Here is a 16,616-nt window from a genome sequence, read left to right as displayed (position 1 = left end):
TTTATGAGAACTCATCCTATTTCCATATAACAGGTCTTCTCACGGGTATATTCAAGAATGGAATCCGTTCCGAATCCACTATTTTTTTGGCCTCCGAATGGGAGTTCAGGTCCCACCCTGCGAAACAAGTTCACCCATACATTCCCCGATTCCAGTTTGCGGACCATCCGGTGTGCCCGATTCAAATTCGAGGTCCATACTCCAGCTCCTAAACCAAAATCACTGTCATTAGCTATGGTGATGGCTTCCTCTTCCGTATCAAAGGGGATAACGGTCGCTACCGGACCGAAGATTTCTTCTTGACAGATACGGAGAGAATTACTATTGACCTTGATCAATGTTGGCTCAACCCAATAGCCATCGGCTAATTTAGGTTCATCAGGTAATAGGCTGACACCTCCATGACGGCCACCGATGATGATTTCCCCTCCTTCCTTTTGACCTAAATCTATATAGGAGAGGATTTTTTCATATTGAGCAACGTTAGCGATCGGTCCCATTGAAGTGGCTGGATTCATCGGATCACCCAGTTGAATTTGATGTTCTATCACTTCTTTCATCCTATTAATCATTTCATCGAATATGGACCTTTGAATTAGAATCCTCGATCCGCCTACACATAGTTGTCCTGCGTTACCGCTAAATATCCCAAAGCTTGTCACCCCTTGCGCTGCTTTTTCAAGGTTTGCATCCGCAAAGACTATGTTTGGCGATTTCCCGCCCAGTTCCAAAATCATTGGCTTAGGATTACGTGCAGTCGATTGAGCTATGGCCCTTGCCGTTCCTCCAGAACCGGTCAGACTGATTTTGTTCACATCTGGATGGCTTACTAGAGTATCCCCCACTTCCGCTCCAGTTCCTGATACAACATTCAGGATACCTGGCGGGAGGATTTCATTAATCAGGTCTCCGTATCGCAATGAAGCGACAGAAGCCAATTCAGATGGTTTGATAATGACAGCATTTCCTGCCGCAATCGCATAAGCCGCTTTAATGGTAAAAGTGAAAAGCGGTGAGTTCCATGGAAGGATTCCTACAACTACCCCTAGAGGTTCCCTCAAAGAATAACCCACGCTTGAAGGTCCCAATTGGACCGTATCTCCCTTACTTCCAATAGCTGTAGCCCCTGCTGCATCATACCAAAGGCTTGCTAAGCTGGGAATGAGGCCGTGACTCGTTTCCCTGATCACCCAACCATTGTCTCTTGATTCCAACTCAGCTAGCTCTTCACCATGCTTTACGACCTTGTCACCTATTTTCCTCAGGTAAACTGCCCTTTCCATAGCTGGCCTCGAAGACCAATCGGCAAAAGCGCTTCGGGCTGCTTCCACCGCCGCTTCAGCATCTTGGACCATACTGCAAGGAATGGTTGCCCAAACCCTGCCTGTCGACGGATCGTAACTCTCAATCCTCTTCCCGGAAGAAGCGGGAACCAGATCGCCATTTATCATATTCTGGTACTCTTTCACTTTATATGAAATTTCCAACCTTCATCTCCACCCTTCGGCTTTGTTAAACATGATTGTAACCCTTTCTGCTTTTTTACCAACCTAATGCCGTAGCGGCCTGTTTGTAATATTGTTCCGTGCTTCCTAAATAATTCTCATAGAACCTTGCACGCTTAACAAAAAGGTGACAATCCATTTCTTCTGTAAACCCTATTCCTCCATGAATCTGAATATTGTCTGACGAAATACGTACGAATGCTTTCGTGGCAAATATTCGTGCACAAGATATGGCTTGAACTCGATCTTCTGCACCGCTTTCCAATGCCCAGTTAGCATAATAAGCTAAAGATCTGGCGGTTTCGAGATCCATTTTCATATCGACGATCCTATGTTTAATCGCTTGGAATCTTCCTATGGGCTGACCAAACTGTTCACGGATCTTCGCATACTCTGCAGACATCTCCACCACTTTCTCCATACACCCGATTATTAATGCCGAGAGAGCGGCATTGAAAGAGAGTAACCCTTCTTGGATGGCATCCCACCCTTGATGCATCGATCCAAGTATTTGATCCATTGGAATTTCGACATCATTGAAAGCCAATGCTGCCAAATGTCGGGTTTCATCAATGTTTTTCTGGCTTTCAATCGTCACATTCGTTTCATTTCGATCGACGATAAGAAGTGTGATCCCTTCATTTCGTTTACCTTTGCCTGTGCGGACTAATACGATATAATGATCAGCCAACTCCGCATCGGGAACCATTGATTTCACTCCGCTCAATATCAACCGACCGTTTAGGGATTTTGCCTCCAAGTTAATACCAGAAGGACCGTAACTTCCACCTTGTTCTAACCAAGCTAGCGAGAATGTTTTTATACCGGCCGAAATTTCGGCTAAATACCTATCTTTTTGTCCTTCCGTACCGAATTTCTCTATTAATGGCACAGCTAATGCATTCGTTTCTAAGTATAAACCCGGCAATAAAGAACGGCCGGTTTCTTCCAGTACAGGTATCAAATCAAGGGGACCTAAACCCATTCCCCCGTGACCTTCAGATATATTAATACTTGTACACCCTAAATCGGCAAGCCCGGATAATATGGCCCTTAGAGATCCAGTTTCACCCTCTATGTATGCACGGGCCGTTTTTGTTTGCCCAGCACCATCTAAATATTTCCGGACATATCCACGAAACATTTCTTGTTCTTGATTTAAAGAAAAATCCACGTTCATTCCCCCCTTTTCATCTTAACGTCCCATATCTTTCGGTAAACCTAAAATCCTTTCCCCTATCGTATTCTTTTGTATTTCGCTCGTTCCGCCTCCAATTGTTTGTCCAAAAGAATAAAGGTAATTATCCTGCCAATATGAGTTGGACGTGATTGCATCTTCTTTCCACAGAATACCCTTATGTCCCTGTAAAGAAATAGATTGGGACAACAGCACTTTAGTAAGTTCACTTACCATCAATTTATCCATCGAACCTTCTGCTCCTGGATGACCATTTTTTAATGTCTTAGTTAAATTACGATAATAGTTCAAAAGTGAACCGCGCGAGCGAGTATATAAATCTACCATTGTATGACGAACAAGCGGATTGTCCATCAATGGCTCATCATCTTCCTTCAATTCTTTAGCTAAGGCTACAAGTTCATTAAATTGTTGCTCCAATGTAAAAACTTGCGCCCCGATTCCCGTTCTTTCATGCATGAGCAATGCAATCGTAACTTTCCAGCCCTCATCCACTTCCCCAACTATTTCAGCATCGTATGCAATCGCATCATTCAGATAGACTTCATTAAAATCATGCTGACCATCCATTTGAATGATGGGCCTTGTTTCCACCCCCGGCTGATTCATATCCAATAGGAAAACCGTTATCCCTTTATGCTTTTTATCAAAACGATTCGTCCGAGCCAGTAAAAAGCATCGATCAGCTAAGTGGCCAAAGCTTGTCCAAACCTTCTGACCATTAATGATCCACCGATCTCCTTCCTTTACGGCGCTTGTTTGAATGGCGGATAAATCGGATCCAGCATTCGGTTCGGAATATCCTTGACACCATACTTCCTCTCCTGTGAGAATTTTTTGGATATATTTTGCTTTTTGTTCGTCCGTTCCAATCTGCATTAGAGTGGGTCCCACCATATGGATGCCTACATAATTCACAAGCGCCGGAGCTTTTACTCTTACCATTTCCTGTTGATAAACTATTTCCTCCATCAACGTCGCTTCTCGTCCGCCGTATTTTTTTGGCCAGGCAATCGCGGCCCAGCCACCTTCATATAATTTCCTTTGCCAATTCCTGAGGAAAACGGCATACTCCCCTCCTTCATCTTTTGAAACATTACTGGTTCCTTCAAGCCAACCTTCAGGTAAATTTCCTTCAAGCCACGCTCTCAATTCAAGACGGAATTCTTCTTCCTTGGTTGTAAATGAAAAATCCATAGATTAGTTTCCTCCTTTAATGCTTGCAAATTACACTTCTATGACTGAATCCATTGCGGCAGTGACCGTTCATCCGTAATTTCCTTCCAAACCATCTTAACTGGCATACCCATTTCAATAGCTTCTGGTGAACAATGCAGAATATTTCCGATTAACTTGACCTGGGGCAGAGTATCTAATTCGACTATGGCAATTACAAGCGGTAAATCATCCTGGAATCCAGGTAAGAAGGGCCGATAGGAAACGATATATGAATAGACTTTACCGTTAATATCGCTGCCTTGGCTTTCCCAGCTAAGTTCCGAACTGCCACATTTTGCACAGCTCGGACCGGGAGGGTGTGAATATTGATGGCAGCAATTGCATTTTTGAAGAATCAGTTCATGACGATCTGCACCATCCCAATATGGACTATTATCCTGTGTTTTTAGCGGAATAGGTTTTTGGTATTCCATTTTGTTCCCTCCTAATTTCTTAAAATCATGGCACCGGCCATATCCGGTCCAGCCCAGCCAGTACAAATTCCGATTTCACAATTTTCCACTTGCCGATCGGTTCCTTTGTATTCGTGACGAACTTGACGAACGATTTCCAATACGTTATTCATTCCATGTGTATATCCTTCCGATAGCATTCCTCCTGCTGTATTCGAAGGTAATTTCCCGCCGATCCGCAAGTTTCCTTCGGCTACAAAGTCACCGACCTCTCCGCGCGGTGCAAATCCATAAGCCTCCAACTGCCGAAGTACAACCCAGCTATAACAGTCATATATGGATGCAACGTCAATATCTTCAGGTTTTACTCCAGCCATTTTATATACTTCAGGCGCGACATAGTCAGCAGCCACTTCGGTTAAATCATTCCAATAATGTGCATGGGACACACACTGCCTAGCAGATAAACCCATGATGTATACCGGTCTGGACTTGCATCCTTTCGCACGTTCTGCTGAAGTGACAATGATTGCATTGGCTTCATCTGATTCCAGGCAGAAATCATGTTTTTTAAATGGATAGCTTAAATAGGGCGTTTTAAGATATTCCTCCATCGTTAATGGTTTACCATAAAAGTATGCTTTAGGATTCCTTTGAGCATGTTCGTAAAAAGCTAAACAGACATGCCCAAGATGTTCCTCTGTCAGCCCGGTTTCATGCATATGTCGCGTCGCAAAAAGTCCGAACCACTGAGCCGGACTGCCAGCACCGTAAGGAATGATGAAGCTTCCGCCTTCTATGGCTGTTTGAAGCATATTCACATCCCAGCCGCCTCCGCCCATCCGTACGCCTGAGCGTCCATTCATGGAACGATAAATCAACACCGTATTCAATTGACCTGATTCGATTAATCCAACAGCGTCAGCTATCAGCATTTCGGTACTGCTTCCCCCGCCCAAAATATCCTTTACATATTTGGGACGGACCCCTAAATATGTTGCTAATTGATGAGATGTACAAGAATCGTTTTCCGAATAGCTCATGAACCCATCAATATCTTTCGCTTGAAGCCCAGCATCATTCAATGCTGCCCGAGCAGCGTCCAACGCCAAATGTAACGGGGTTGTACCGGAATTCTTAGAACGCTCACTTTCCCCTACACCGACAATGGCATAGCGATTTTTAATGCTTTCCATACAAAAGCCTCCTTTTTAATAAATTGAAACCCTTATTGAACCCGTAAAACCACTTCACCTGAACCCACAACTTGCTCTGGTTCCTTCTCAGCAATTAGATCCAGTCTTACAAAGCGTTGACCTCCTTCTTCATATAAATCTTTCACGAAAGCAGAACATGTGAGTCGATCTCCTGGTACGGTTACGGCACCGACCCTCATTTTAAAGTTTGCCGGCACAGCATGATCACCAGCCAGTTTCATTACATATTCACCAAGAAACCCCATTACCAGCATTCCATGAGCAATCACACCATTCATGCCAATCTCCTGTGCGAATGCATCATCTGTATGCAATGGATTGAAATCTCCTGAAGCACCGGCATATTTAACAAGTTGCACCTTGGTTACTGGTGGCTTGATGAAAGGTTCAAGTCTTTGCCCCTCATGTAAACTTTCATAGTTCAACATCCCTGATTCCTCCTGTTTTCAGTTTGCTAGAATTTGATAATGATACTTTAATACCATTAATCATCGGGATGTTTTTTCAGACAGGAGCCTAATGGGCCGATAAATGATATTTGTTCGGCTTATGACGACCATTTCACCTGACTCATCTTTCATTTCTGTATCAAGTATCAAGAACTGCATCTTTCCATTTCTTCCTTCCCGTTCGTATACATTTGATACTTTCATCTGACAATGCAACCTATCACCGGGCCTAATGGGGCGGGAATAAATAAACTCCTGTTCACCATGCAGCATTCTCTTTTGTTCGAGGCCCAAGTCAAGGCTTTCGCCGCTATCCTGACCAATGGCAATCGGGAAGGTTGGTGGTGCAATAATGCCACCATATGAAGTTTTCGCAGCAAATTCTTCATCCACATATAAGGGATTAATATCACCAATTGCCTCAGCAAATTGCCTGATATGCCTTTTTTCGACTTCAAATATAAATTCAGCTCCCGTTAATCCTTTCAAATGATCAAGTTCCATATGCACTCTACCCCCTAATAACGGTATTATCAGTTACATTATTTTTCACAACAATCATGGCATCAGCAGCTTTTATTCCGTTTTCATATACCAGCAAAGGATTAATGTCCAATTCGTCAATGGAATGTTTATAATCTGTAACTATAGCGGAAACCTTTAATAACACATCAATGATGGCTTCGATATCAACCGGTGCTTTCCCCCGTGCTCCCAATAAAATGTCCTTGCCCTTGATTTCTTCAATCATTTCAAGTGCATCTTGCCTTGACAATGGAGCAATTCTAAACGATATATCTTTGTAGATCTCAACGAATATTCCCCCTAGACCAAACATGATAACCGGTCCAAATACAGGATCATCACTTGCACCAACAATGATTTCCACTCCATCAGGCAACATTTCCTGAACGGAAATGCCGTATATAGTAGCATCAGGTTTATAATCTAGTGCATTCCGCTTAATATCTGTGAAAGCTTTCCTGACTTCAAGATCAGTCCTTACATTCAATCGAATGGCATCCGCTTCCGTCTTATGCGGGATATCCGGTGAATCGACCTTTAACACAACCGGATAACCGATACTGTTAGCGAATTGTACTGCATCGTTTTCATTTTCAGCTATTACACGCTTCGTGGTAGCAATCCGGTATCGTTCCAAAACCATACTAGCTTCGGATTCACTTAATGCAGTACCGGGCTTCAGCATGTCTTGTAAGCTTTGTTTCTCAATTTTCTTAGTAATAATGGAAGCTTGATTTTCTAGATTCTTCCGATAAAATTCACTGTATTCAACCAGTTTCGCCAGCCCTCTTATCGGATTAAGGTTCCCGGGGATCACCGGTATGCCATTTTTCACGAGCTCAGCGGTACCAAGCGGAAGTGTCATGCCGTCTAATGGAAAAGTAGTAATGAATACAAATTTATCTGAGCATGTACAAATTTCAATGAACTCTTGAAGCAAAGGGTGTTCGGCAGTCCAATTAAAGGGAAACTCAGTAAAAATGATGTTATCGACATCCGGATCTTCTACAAGTGCTCTCAATGGTGCAAGAAATAACTCAGGATTGGAAACTGATGCGGCCGCTGTTAAATCCACAGGGTTGGAAGCGCTTGCATATTCGGGTATATTACGTTTGATTTCTGTTATTGTCTTTGAGCTCAGTGGGTTGATGGTAAGTCCGTATGATTCACAGCGATCCGCTTCATTTATTCCCCTCCCGCCTGAACTGGTGATAATAACCGTATTGCGTCCATTTGGAAGCTTCTTTGATAGGAATAGCTTTGAAAAAGATATGATATCTTCATAATCGTCGGCCCTTACGATGCCAACTTGCTTAAAAAAGGCATCATATACTTGATCCGATCCCGCAAGTGAACCTGTATGTGAAGCTGCAGCTCTGCTTCCGGCCTTGCTCCTCCCGGTTTTCATGACAATTATGGGTTTATTTCTATCCAATGCCTCTTTTGCCAGGCTTCGTAATTTTTCCGGGTTTTTTGCACCTTCCAAGTAGCCGCTTATCACACTTGTTTTTGAATCATGAATCATATATTCAATGACATCCGAGAATTCAGTTTCCATTTCATTTCCAACACTCACGAAATAATTGAAACTCAATCCATTCTGAGCTGCTGCCATATAAGTCAAAACACCAAACGCACCGCTTTGGGAAACATATCCTACCCCTCTTTGGTCATTTATTGGCACTGATTGAATGGCAGGGGAAAAAGTGCCAATCAAGCCATTCGACAAATTCACTAATCCAACACAATTGGGACCCACTATCCGTATTCCATTCTTTCTTGCAATATCTGTTAACAATTTCTGTTGCTTGATGCCTTCTTTTCCTGTTTCAGAAAAACCCGCAGCAAAAATGATGGCTGCTTTCACTTTCTTTCGTGCACAATCCTCTAATCCTTGCTGGACCTGATTCGCCCCAAGGCAAAAAATGGCTAAATCAATTTCATTCGGAACATCTGACAAAGATTCATAGCACTTAATCCCTTCAATCTCTTTTGCATTACGGTTGATTGGGTAAATCTCCCCATTAAAATGACCATCCAAAAGGGCTTTGACCTGTAAATTCCCAATTTTGTATTCACTCTTGGAGGCACCTAGGATTGCAATGGACCTTGGATTGAATAACGGCTCAAGAGTTTCATGAGAATTGTTTGAATGTTTATTTTCTATCATGAATCTTCCCCCCTACTTAAAAAAAGATATCTTTGAATCAATCTTACATGGAGGGGTTTAATAATCTTGAAATTCATAGTTTGTTAAATTCATTTAAAACATTAGGCAGTTAATTATTTTTTATAGACTAAATTTCACTTAGGCAGCAGGGTCAAAAGAATAGAATGAAAAATATGTGTTCTGGATGACCCCGACTTCATACAGCAATAGCCCCGACATTGGAACAAGATAAACGCCAATGCTTTTTATGTATATGGCAACACAAATAAACCCTATTCCTTAATTAGGAATAGGGTTTATTTGTTCAAGATCCATTAATATGTTGCTGTTTTTCTAGCCATTTCTTCATTTTCGTTTGAATTTTAGTGGATGGAATTTTCATCCCCCGCTCTATGTTACTGACGTATGGGGCTGATATCTCCAGTTCTTCTGCTAATTGATATAAGGAAAGGTTGAGTTTTTTTCTTGTGATTCTTATTTGCTCACCAATATGTTCACTGCTCTTCAGGCCACCAGGGGCTTGCTTTGCAAGCCGATTGCCAGTGTGAGACTTTTGTTTTTTTTCTATAGATCGATATTGCTCCTTTATGATATCAGGCGGTTCTATTAATATCATCGAATTCAGCCAAATACTGGCCCAGCCTTTATAATCGGCTATGGATTCATCCCACTTTTCATAATGCCAAGATGCAATTACTCCATCATTCTGTAGAACATCCAAAGCTTTCTCGAAACGTTCCCTAGTACGAGATGGTGTACGGTCATTTAATTTTTCACCGATCGATTCCAATAAGGTACTCGTTTTATTCGGCTGTAAAAAGTCTCCTTTCCTTGCTTGGGTCCTCCATCGCCAGCTTAAATATCTTGTAAGCCTTTTTTCCCAAAGTTGCTTATATGGATTATATTGAAGTGCCTTTATTGAAAGAAGGGCAACTTGCCTTGCAGAACCATTAAGATATTTAGCAAAAACATTATCAATCGTGTACGTTATTTTTTTCCTGCCTGCTTCCTCAGATATATCATATTCCACACCAGCATAATCTTTAAAGATAAACGTCCTTCCTTGTAGCTTTGTCTGAACAGGCTTACCATTTTCATAGATGGTAGCTTTGTTAATGTTAATCCAGATGCTTTGTATATTTTTAAGCGATTTCAAAATTTGTTCACGCTGTTTAGCTTCGTAACCACCCCGACGTCCGAACCCACCAAGTTTTGGCTTCAATCCTCTTATTGAAAGGAGGTCATTTAAATAAATCTCCACTGTTTCCTCATTATGAGCAGCCTTTGACAGGAAAAGGCTGCAAAGAGCATCAAAAACATCCACATCCACATCAGATAAAGAGTGGACTCGGTTCCAAGCTTCTTTTACATTCGTCTGCTCAAAGGTTTTTTGATCTTCTCCAAAAGGGAGCATTTGTATGAAACCTTCCGTATTCCCCTTTAATATTGGTGTTGCCGGCCAAGGGATGTTTCCAATGATTTCGAATTTTTTTTTATAAATAGCTTCTCTAACCGACTGATATGGGGGACTATTCATTACAAGTAAATGATCTTTGATGGCAAAGCTGAAAGCAAAGTCCCTCATCGTGGATAATAATAAATCTGATGTTTGAAAATCCCTCTTAAAACATAGCAGGTTTTCTATCTTTTCGATCGTATTGTTTTCGATATTAAATTCATTCATGATCTTTTCGATCCACTCTTTAATATATTCATTAACGATATCTGTTACTTTCGATAAAAATGGAGTGTTTTCAGTAAAATGTTTAGTTAGATGATGGTAAAATAATTTATTTAATGCTTCTTCCTCAAGTCTTTCCATTTCTTTAAAGCCTTTTGATAAGGCTATTTCTTCAAGGACCCATTCTTTGACTAGCAGTCTAAACCAGCTATAAAATTCCTCCCAAACCGATTTCTCAGCCAAAAAGGTTTCATTCTTTAATTTTTTTTCCATTTGATAAATGGAGTCTTCCAATAACTGTTTATCTTTTAAAATAGCATGACTTTTTGTAGTAACCCTTTCATATTCACTTAATAGATGAAATACGACATGTTGGGCAATATGTGATAATGTTTCATTTCTCGCCGTTAACCTCAGCTTGGCAAATAGCTCTTCGTTCTCTTTATATGCATGTTCCCAAATAACAAAACTTTTATTATTCATTCCATCTTTAAAAGTTAGAAACCCTTTCGCCCCTTTTAACTTGTGTGTTTTGAATTTATTATTGAGATCATGGTATTGATTGTTTTGCTCATATATGCAAAGAACCAAAAAATTATTTATTTTGTTTGACCAGCGGTTTGATAAATACTTAAGGCTCTCATTCCTTTGGTTCGGTTCCATTCTTACGCTATATCCATCATTGCAATTCAACATGAATACCTCCCAGTTCAAACTGCTGCAAAATACAAAGTACTCAGTGTGTTAGATGAAAAAAAGTCGCGAAAAAATTTTATGTTACTAAATATTTTAAATCTTTTTTATATATTCCATATAAAAATGAAAAATCCTTCCATGCATTTAAGGTGAAACCGCTACTTTTTATGAATAAATGTAACTAGTAAAATATATTCAATATCTTCAGAATCTTCCTTCGGCCACCGATTCCGATTGGTAACGCTATCACTTCCATTCCTGGAATAAAAATCTTAACAATCTCAGATTTCAAAGGATTTCAGCCAATTCCCTTCATACCCCGCATGGTACTATATCCTATTCATAAATAATCAATAATAGGAATTTTACCCCAGGACTTTTACCCTTTTTTCAATCGTATAAATATTCAAAAAAATGTCGAGTTGAGTCATCTATCCTTTTACCCTTATACTAGGGTAGAAAAATCGAAGGAGGAATTACATATGAAAAAGGAAATTTCAATCATTGGTGTGCCAATGGATCTTGGTCAAACTAGAAGAGGAGTAGATATGGGGCCAAGTGCCATCAGATATGCAGGATTAAGTGAAAGACTTGAAAACATTGGCTATACTGTCCGTGATGAAGGTGATATTAAAGTAGAAATACAGGAAAGAGCACAAAGTGATAGTGACACAAATTTAAAGAATCTGCAGGATGTAGCAGAAGGTAATGAAAAATTGAGTCAAAAAGTGGATGAAGTCATCCAAGCAAATCGTTTTCCTTTAGTTTTAGGGGGAGATCACAGCATTGCTATCGGGACATTAGCAGGTTTAGCGAAGCATACTGAAAACTTAGGGGTAATATGGTATGATGCACATGGAGATTTAAATACTGCCGAAACTTCCCCATCAGGAAACATACACGGTATGTCCCTAGCCGTAAGTTTGGGTCTTGGCCACCCTGCACTGACAAACATCGGCGGATATTCTCCTAAAGTCAAACCAGAGAACATTGTCATCATTGGTGCCCGTTCTTTAGACCAAGGTGAGAAAGAGTTAATCAGGGAAAAAGGAATTAAAGTCTATACGATGCATGAGATTGATAGAATGGGTATGACAAAAGTGATGGAAGAATCGATCGCCTATCTGAAAGAACGTACGGACCTTGTACATTTATCACTTGATCTTGATGGTCTTGATCCAGATGATGCACCTGGGGTCGGTACGCCTGTAATGGGAGGCATTAGCTACCGTGAAAGCCATCTTGCCATGGAAATGCTGGCTGAAGCTAATATCATTACATCGGCAGAGTTTGTTGAGATAAACCCAATATTGGACGAGCATAATAAAACGGCTGAAGTTGCTGTCGCATTAATGGGCTCATTACTTGGGGAAAAATTACTTTATGGAGCGGAAGAACATATCACTCCTGATTTATTGGCTCAAATTAAATAATCGGACACTTTGTTTTTGATAGAAAGATAGAGAGTTCTTTAAAGTGATACTCCATAGGAAAAAGCCCATACTTCATTTATGAGCTTCTTCCTCCATTGGCGGATGATCGATTTGAATCAATTTACATCCCTAGTTTCCTGACGTTTGGCTTCCTTTTCTTTAATAAGCGGCGCTTTCGAAATTAATTCTGCATAGGTACCTATGTATATTGACTCATGCTTATTTAATGCAGAAGTAATCTCCTTTCGGAGGGAATTCGACATCATCTAAGAATCAGATTCTAAGCTATTAGACTTGTGAAAACAAAAATTCCCTAATAACGTCCATAAATGAAACCGTTTGCACCCATCAGGTAAAGGAGTTTTTCAATGAAAACAGCAGAAAATCAACCAAATGAATTAAAACGGAGCATGAAAGCAAGACATTTATTTATGATTTCAATAGGGGGATGTATTGGTACGGGCTTTTTCATCGGTTCGGGCTATACCATTCATGAAGCAGGAGCTTTCGGCGCTATCCTCTCTTACATAGTCGGCGGCTTCATCATGTATTTAACGATGCTTTGTCTAGGTGAACTATCCGTTGCGATGCCTGTTTCCGGTTCGTTTCAGACATATGCGACAAAGTTCATCGGTCCTGGCACCGGGTTTGCCATTGGATGGCTCTACTGGTTAGGCTGGGCAGTTACAGTTGCCTTGGAGTTTCTGGCGGCAGGTCAGCTTATGCAAAGATGGTTCCCTGAATCACCCGTTTGGATGTGGTGTGCAATCTTTGCTTTTCTCATCTTTTCACTAAACGCCTTATCAGCAAAGGCATTTGGCGAATCGGAATTTGTTTTTTCTAGCATAAAAGTATTGGCCATCATTCTGTTCATCATCGTTGGCGGTGCTGCTATGTTTGGTTTGATTGATATGAAAGGTGGACAAGAGACTCCATTTTTCTCAAACTTTTTCGCTGAGGGTCTTTTCCCTAATGGGATATCGGCCCTGCTAATCACCATGATTACAGTGAACTTTTCCTTCCAGGGCACAGAGTTAATCGGAATTGCCGCTGGAGAAAGTGAAAACCCGGAAAAGGTCATACCAAAATCCATCAAACAAACGGTGTGGAGAACCCTTTTCTTCTTTGTTCTTTCGGTCACTGTACTTTCGGCGATGATTCCAAGGGAAAAAGCAGGTATCTCAGAAAGTCCATTCGTTGTTGTACTAGATAGCATCGGAGTTCCGTATGCAGCTGACATCATGAACTTCATCATTCTTACAGCACTATTGTCAGTGGCGAACTCCGGCCTTTATGCTGCCACACGTATGCTCTACTCCCTTTCAAGGGAAGGTATGGCAAGTCCGAAGCTCGGTTTGGTGAATAAGAGAGGAATTCCACTTAATGCCCTGCTCATCACCCTGGCGATTGCCGGTTTGTCTTTACTTTCTAGTGTAGTAGCTGCAGACACAATATTTGTCTTTCTTCTCTCCCTTGCAGGATTAGGTGCACAAATTGGCTGGATTGCCATATCTGCTAGTCTTCTTGCTTTTAGAAGATCATATACCCGCCAAGGTGGAAAGATAGAAAATCTGAAATTCAAAGTTCCGCTATACCCATTCATCCCCATTCTTGCTTTAGTAACAAACTGCATCGTCATGATCAGTTTAGCATTTGTTCCTGAGCAGCGAATGGCCCTGTATTGCGGGGGAGCATTCTTCCTTGGATGTTATGCGGTTTATCACTTTAGAGTGAAGAAAAACAAGACCATAGAAACGCCTAAGCAGGAAGTTGAATTAAATGCCGGTAAAAAAATGGTCATTTAATCCAGAACGCTGCGAAGTATAGTAAGTGGTGAAAAGCGATCTTTACAATCCATCAAGATTGCTTTTCAAAGAAGAAATACCCTGGATGTTTACACACCCAGGGTATTTCTTTTATTTAGTCACCATTCCTGCCAGCTACCCAATGGTAAACCGCTTTCCAGCTTTTTTAGTTCCCCTAACTACCCCTGTATATAAATAGGAAGTTAAATTTCCAATTCCATCTGGGCAATAAAAACAAATATCAAAACAAAAAAATCATCTTAATCGATGATTTTATATTGTGCAAATTCCTTTAATTTAGGCAGGATTGGCTCTAAAATTTCCTTGGCTATGTAATCGGTGTCCAATCCAATGAAGCGTTCACTTTCCATGTCGACCGATCTCGCATTTTCCGGGTCATCACAAAAAATAAACGATATGATTCCGTTCTCTTCCGTCATATCTACATATTTAAATGTAATGTCATGTTTCGTAAGACAACTTTCAAACGCAATGCACAATTCATCTATATTTGATTGACTAATAGATGTGAATTTCATATTGATCATCCCCTCTGCTAAAGGATAGCAAAATATAGCATGAATTTCAAAGCGAAATTCGTGTCCCATTCTTATGTTCTTCTGACACTTTCGACCAAAGGAACCATGGCAACAAAAAAGCCTCGTTTGGAATATCACCATATGAAGCCTTTTGATGAATGTCATGACTAATGATTTGCCCATTAGAAATGAATGTAACCAAATCGATTTCATTCCATTTCCCGAGCTTACCCTGATTTAATTTTTTATCTTTCAACAGCGATTAATAAGGATTGCCATTGGCATAATCGCATTTTGTATCGCCGTGATCTGCAGTTCCTCATGAATATTCCATGGCATGTCTCATATCTTTATACAAACACCTTGTTAGGAGTGGACCAACATGAAATCTTTTTATAAAGGAACGCTCATCTTGATTGTCGCAGCGTTTTTTGGTGAATGTATCGAATTTTTAGTGAACATGCTCCTAGCCAGGGAATTACACGAAGAGGGCATGGGGCTTTATATGTCCATATTGCCAATTTTCTTTTTGATATATGTGATCGCCAGCCTTGAATTACATATTTCCATCTCGAAATTCGTTGCGGAAAATAAACAGGCCATGCATTATAATCTTATCATTCATGCACTTAAGATGGCTGCAGTCGTCGTATTGGTAATGTGTGTAGTCATGCCTTTCATACTTTCCTTCTCATCCATAATGGACAAATTCCATCCCTATATTAAATGGCTGCTCATCACATTGATCCCAATAGTTGCCTTTTCGTCGATTGCAAGAGGCTATTTCATGGGTGTCCAGCAAATGGGGAAGATCGCCTTTTCCAACTTTTTAAAAGATATCATTCAATTCGGTTTGCTTTTCCTCATCTTTAACTTATTTCATTTTAACCAGGAAAAGTCATTATTGATGGCCTTTTTTGTTTTGATTGGCAGTGAGTTCCTCGTTTTTCTTTACTTGATCAACCTTTTGATTCTTCAAATGCGGATCATGAGGCGCGGTACGAACTCACGGACAACCGGTAAACATGCACGGCAAAAGTTATTGGCGGTTTCTCTGCCCACCATGGGGTTAAGGATCTTTCATGCGATAACAAATGCCATCCAACCTTTTTTGATCCACACTGCCCTTCTCTCGGCAGGATTCGGTGCGGTAGTGGCTACAGAGCATTTTGGGATGCTTACTGGAGTTGCAATGACGATCGGCTTCTTTCCAGCCTTTATCGCGCATTCTTTAATGATCATGCTCATTCCGAATGTTTCGAATGCTTACAAAAGGCAGGATAAAGAAAAATTGAGGGTTTTATTGCAAAAATCGATGTCTTTCACCGTATTGTATGGAGTTCCGGCCGTGATTTTCATTTATTTCTTTGCGGAACCTTTGACCTCCCTCTTTTTTTCTTCGACATCTGCCGCATACTATTTAAAATTATTATGTCCTTACTTCCTTTTTCATTTTTTTGTCATTCCCATGCAAGCCTATCTCATCGGCCTGGGTTTAGTGAAAGATGCTTTCATCCATACGGTATGGTCCCATATTGTTGCCTTTTTAATGATGTATATCCTAGGGTCTCAGGCTTCTCTTAATATGGGAGGAATCATTTTAGGAATGAACACTGGTGCGGTATTATTAACCTTCCTGCACTACTTGACCATTTGCAAAAAAATCGGCATAAGCATCTTACTGACGAAATCAAGATCGATATCGATAAAGTGAAGCCAAAAGCAAGTTCTGCACGGCAAAAACCTTGCTGTTATTGGTTTATAAAG

13 protein-coding genes are annotated in these 16,616 nt (G+C 40.7%); 3 read left to right on the top strand and 10 right to left on the bottom strand.

What is annotated here, in order from left to right; genetic code table 11:
- Nucleotides 1–11: 11 nt before the first annotated feature.
- From MKX49_RS10655 to MKX49_RS10615, 9 genes are all read right to left on the bottom strand, one after another.
- Nucleotides 12–1,487, bottom strand: coding sequence for an aldehyde dehydrogenase family protein (locus MKX49_RS10655; RefSeq protein ID WP_340876407.1), 1,476 nt, complete (start codon nt 1,485–1,487; stop codon nt 12–14).
- A gap of 55 nt (nt 1,488–1,542) precedes the next feature.
- Nucleotides 1,543–2,685, bottom strand: coding sequence for an acyl-CoA dehydrogenase family protein (locus tag MKX49_RS10650; protein WP_340876405.1), 1,143 nt, complete (start codon nt 2,683–2,685; stop codon nt 1,543–1,545).
- A 15-nt stretch (nt 2,686–2,700) separates the two neighbouring features.
- Nucleotides 2,701–3,900 (bottom strand): acyl-CoA dehydrogenase family protein, encoded by a 1,200-nt coding sequence (locus tag MKX49_RS10645; RefSeq protein ID WP_340876404.1) that lies wholly within the window; start codon nt 3,898–3,900, stop codon nt 2,701–2,703.
- 38 nt (nt 3,901–3,938) lie between these two features.
- A complete protein-coding gene (locus MKX49_RS10640; protein WP_323596782.1) occupies nt 3,939–4,355 on the bottom strand; it encodes a Zn-ribbon domain-containing OB-fold protein in 417 nt (138 codons plus the stop codon).
- An 11-nt stretch (nt 4,356–4,366) separates the two neighbouring features.
- Entirely contained in the window at nt 4,367–5,530 is a 1,164-nt protein-coding gene (locus tag MKX49_RS10635; RefSeq protein WP_340876403.1) for a thiolase C-terminal domain-containing protein, read from the bottom strand.
- Between the two features lie 32 nt (nt 5,531–5,562).
- Nucleotides 5,563–5,979, bottom strand: coding sequence for a MaoC/PaaZ C-terminal domain-containing protein (locus MKX49_RS10630; RefSeq protein WP_340876402.1), 417 nt, complete (start codon nt 5,977–5,979; stop codon nt 5,563–5,565).
- 60 nt (nt 5,980–6,039) lie between these two features.
- A complete protein-coding gene (locus MKX49_RS10625) occupies nt 6,040–6,504 on the bottom strand; it encodes a MaoC family dehydratase N-terminal domain-containing protein (RefSeq protein ID WP_323596779.1) in 465 nt (154 codons plus the stop codon).
- A gap of 7 nt (nt 6,505–6,511) precedes the next feature.
- Nucleotides 6,512–8,695 carry an acetate--CoA ligase family protein gene (locus MKX49_RS10620; RefSeq protein ID WP_340876401.1) on the bottom strand — a complete coding sequence of 728 codons (2,184 nt, stop codon included), beginning with the start codon at nt 8,693–8,695 and terminating at the stop codon, nt 6,512–6,514.
- 304 nt (nt 8,696–8,999) lie between these two features.
- A complete protein-coding gene (locus MKX49_RS10615) occupies nt 9,000–11,072 on the bottom strand; it encodes a helix-turn-helix domain-containing protein (RefSeq protein WP_340876399.1) in 2,073 nt (690 codons plus the stop codon).
- A gap of 482 nt (nt 11,073–11,554) precedes the next feature.
- Here MKX49_RS10615 and rocF point away from each other — a divergent pair, with 482 nt between their 5' ends.
- Together rocF and MKX49_RS10605 are read left to right on the top strand one after the other, a co-directional pair.
- Entirely contained in the window at nt 11,555–12,505 is a 951-nt protein-coding gene (gene rocF, locus MKX49_RS10610) for an arginase (protein ID WP_340876397.1), read from the top strand.
- Nucleotides 12,506–12,873: 368 nt separating this feature from the next.
- Nucleotides 12,874–14,310, top strand: coding sequence for an amino acid permease (locus MKX49_RS10605; protein WP_053534968.1), 1,437 nt, complete (start codon nt 12,874–12,876; stop codon nt 14,308–14,310).
- A gap of 260 nt (nt 14,311–14,570) precedes the next feature.
- Here MKX49_RS10605 and MKX49_RS10600 read toward each other — a convergent pair whose 3' ends face one another.
- Nucleotides 14,571–14,849, bottom strand: a complete 279-nt coding sequence (locus tag MKX49_RS10600; RefSeq protein ID WP_157830982.1) for a hypothetical protein — start codon at nt 14,847–14,849, stop codon at nt 14,571–14,573.
- Nucleotides 14,850–15,231: 382 nt separating this feature from the next.
- Between MKX49_RS10600 and MKX49_RS10595 the strand changes: the two genes are divergently transcribed.
- The gene (locus tag MKX49_RS10595; RefSeq protein WP_340876396.1) at nt 15,232–16,563 is read left to right on the top strand and encodes an oligosaccharide flippase family protein; all 1,332 of its coding nucleotides are present in this window, start codon (nt 15,232–15,234) and stop codon (nt 16,561–16,563) included.
- Nucleotides 16,564–16,616 lie beyond the last annotated feature (53 nt).

Source organism: Peribacillus sp. FSL M8-0224 (assembly GCF_038003055.1).
GTDB lineage: Bacteria > Bacillota > Bacilli > Bacillales > DSM-1321 > Peribacillus > Peribacillus frigoritolerans.
The sequence above is the reverse complement of the archived record's forward strand: the minus strand, read 5'-3'. Positions and strand labels throughout refer to the sequence as shown.

What these genes read in the sequence shown, in the direction of transcription:
- MKX49_RS10650 (WP_340876405.1), bottom strand. Translation starts at nt 2,685, where the DNA reads ATGAACGTGGATTTTTCTTTAAATCAAGAACAAGAAATGTTTCGTGGA.
- MKX49_RS10645 (WP_340876404.1), bottom strand. Translation starts at nt 3,900, where the DNA reads ATGGATTTTTCATTTACAACCAAGGAAGAAGAATTCCGTCTTGAATTG.
- MKX49_RS10640 (WP_323596782.1), bottom strand. Translation starts at nt 4,355, where the DNA reads ATGGAATACCAAAAACCTATTCCGCTAAAAACACAGGATAATAGTCCA.
- MKX49_RS10635 (WP_340876403.1), bottom strand. Translation starts at nt 5,530, where the DNA reads ATGGAAAGCATTAAAAATCGCTATGCCATTGTCGGTGTAGGGGAAAGT.
- MKX49_RS10630 (WP_340876402.1), bottom strand. Translation starts at nt 5,979, where the DNA reads ATGTTGAACTATGAAAGTTTACATGAGGGGCAAAGACTTGAACCTTTC.
- MKX49_RS10625 (WP_323596779.1), bottom strand. Translation starts at nt 6,504, where the DNA reads ATGGAACTTGATCATTTGAAAGGATTAACGGGAGCTGAATTTATATTT.
- MKX49_RS10620 (WP_340876401.1), bottom strand. Translation starts at nt 8,695, where the DNA reads ATGATAGAAAATAAACATTCAAACAATTCTCATGAAACTCTTGAGCCG.
- MKX49_RS10615 (WP_340876399.1), bottom strand. Translation starts at nt 11,072, where the DNA reads ATGTTGAATTGCAATGATGGATATAGCGTAAGAATGGAACCGAACCAA.
- rocF (WP_340876397.1), top strand. Translation starts at nt 11,555, where the DNA reads ATGAAAAAGGAAATTTCAATCATTGGTGTGCCAATGGATCTTGGTCAA.
- MKX49_RS10605 (WP_053534968.1), top strand. Translation starts at nt 12,874, where the DNA reads ATGAAAACAGCAGAAAATCAACCAAATGAATTAAAACGGAGCATGAAA.
- MKX49_RS10600 (WP_157830982.1), bottom strand. Translation starts at nt 14,849, where the DNA reads ATGAAATTCACATCTATTAGTCAATCAAATATAGATGAATTGTGCATT.
- MKX49_RS10595 (WP_340876396.1), top strand. Translation starts at nt 15,232, where the DNA reads ATGAAATCTTTTTATAAAGGAACGCTCATCTTGATTGTCGCAGCGTTT.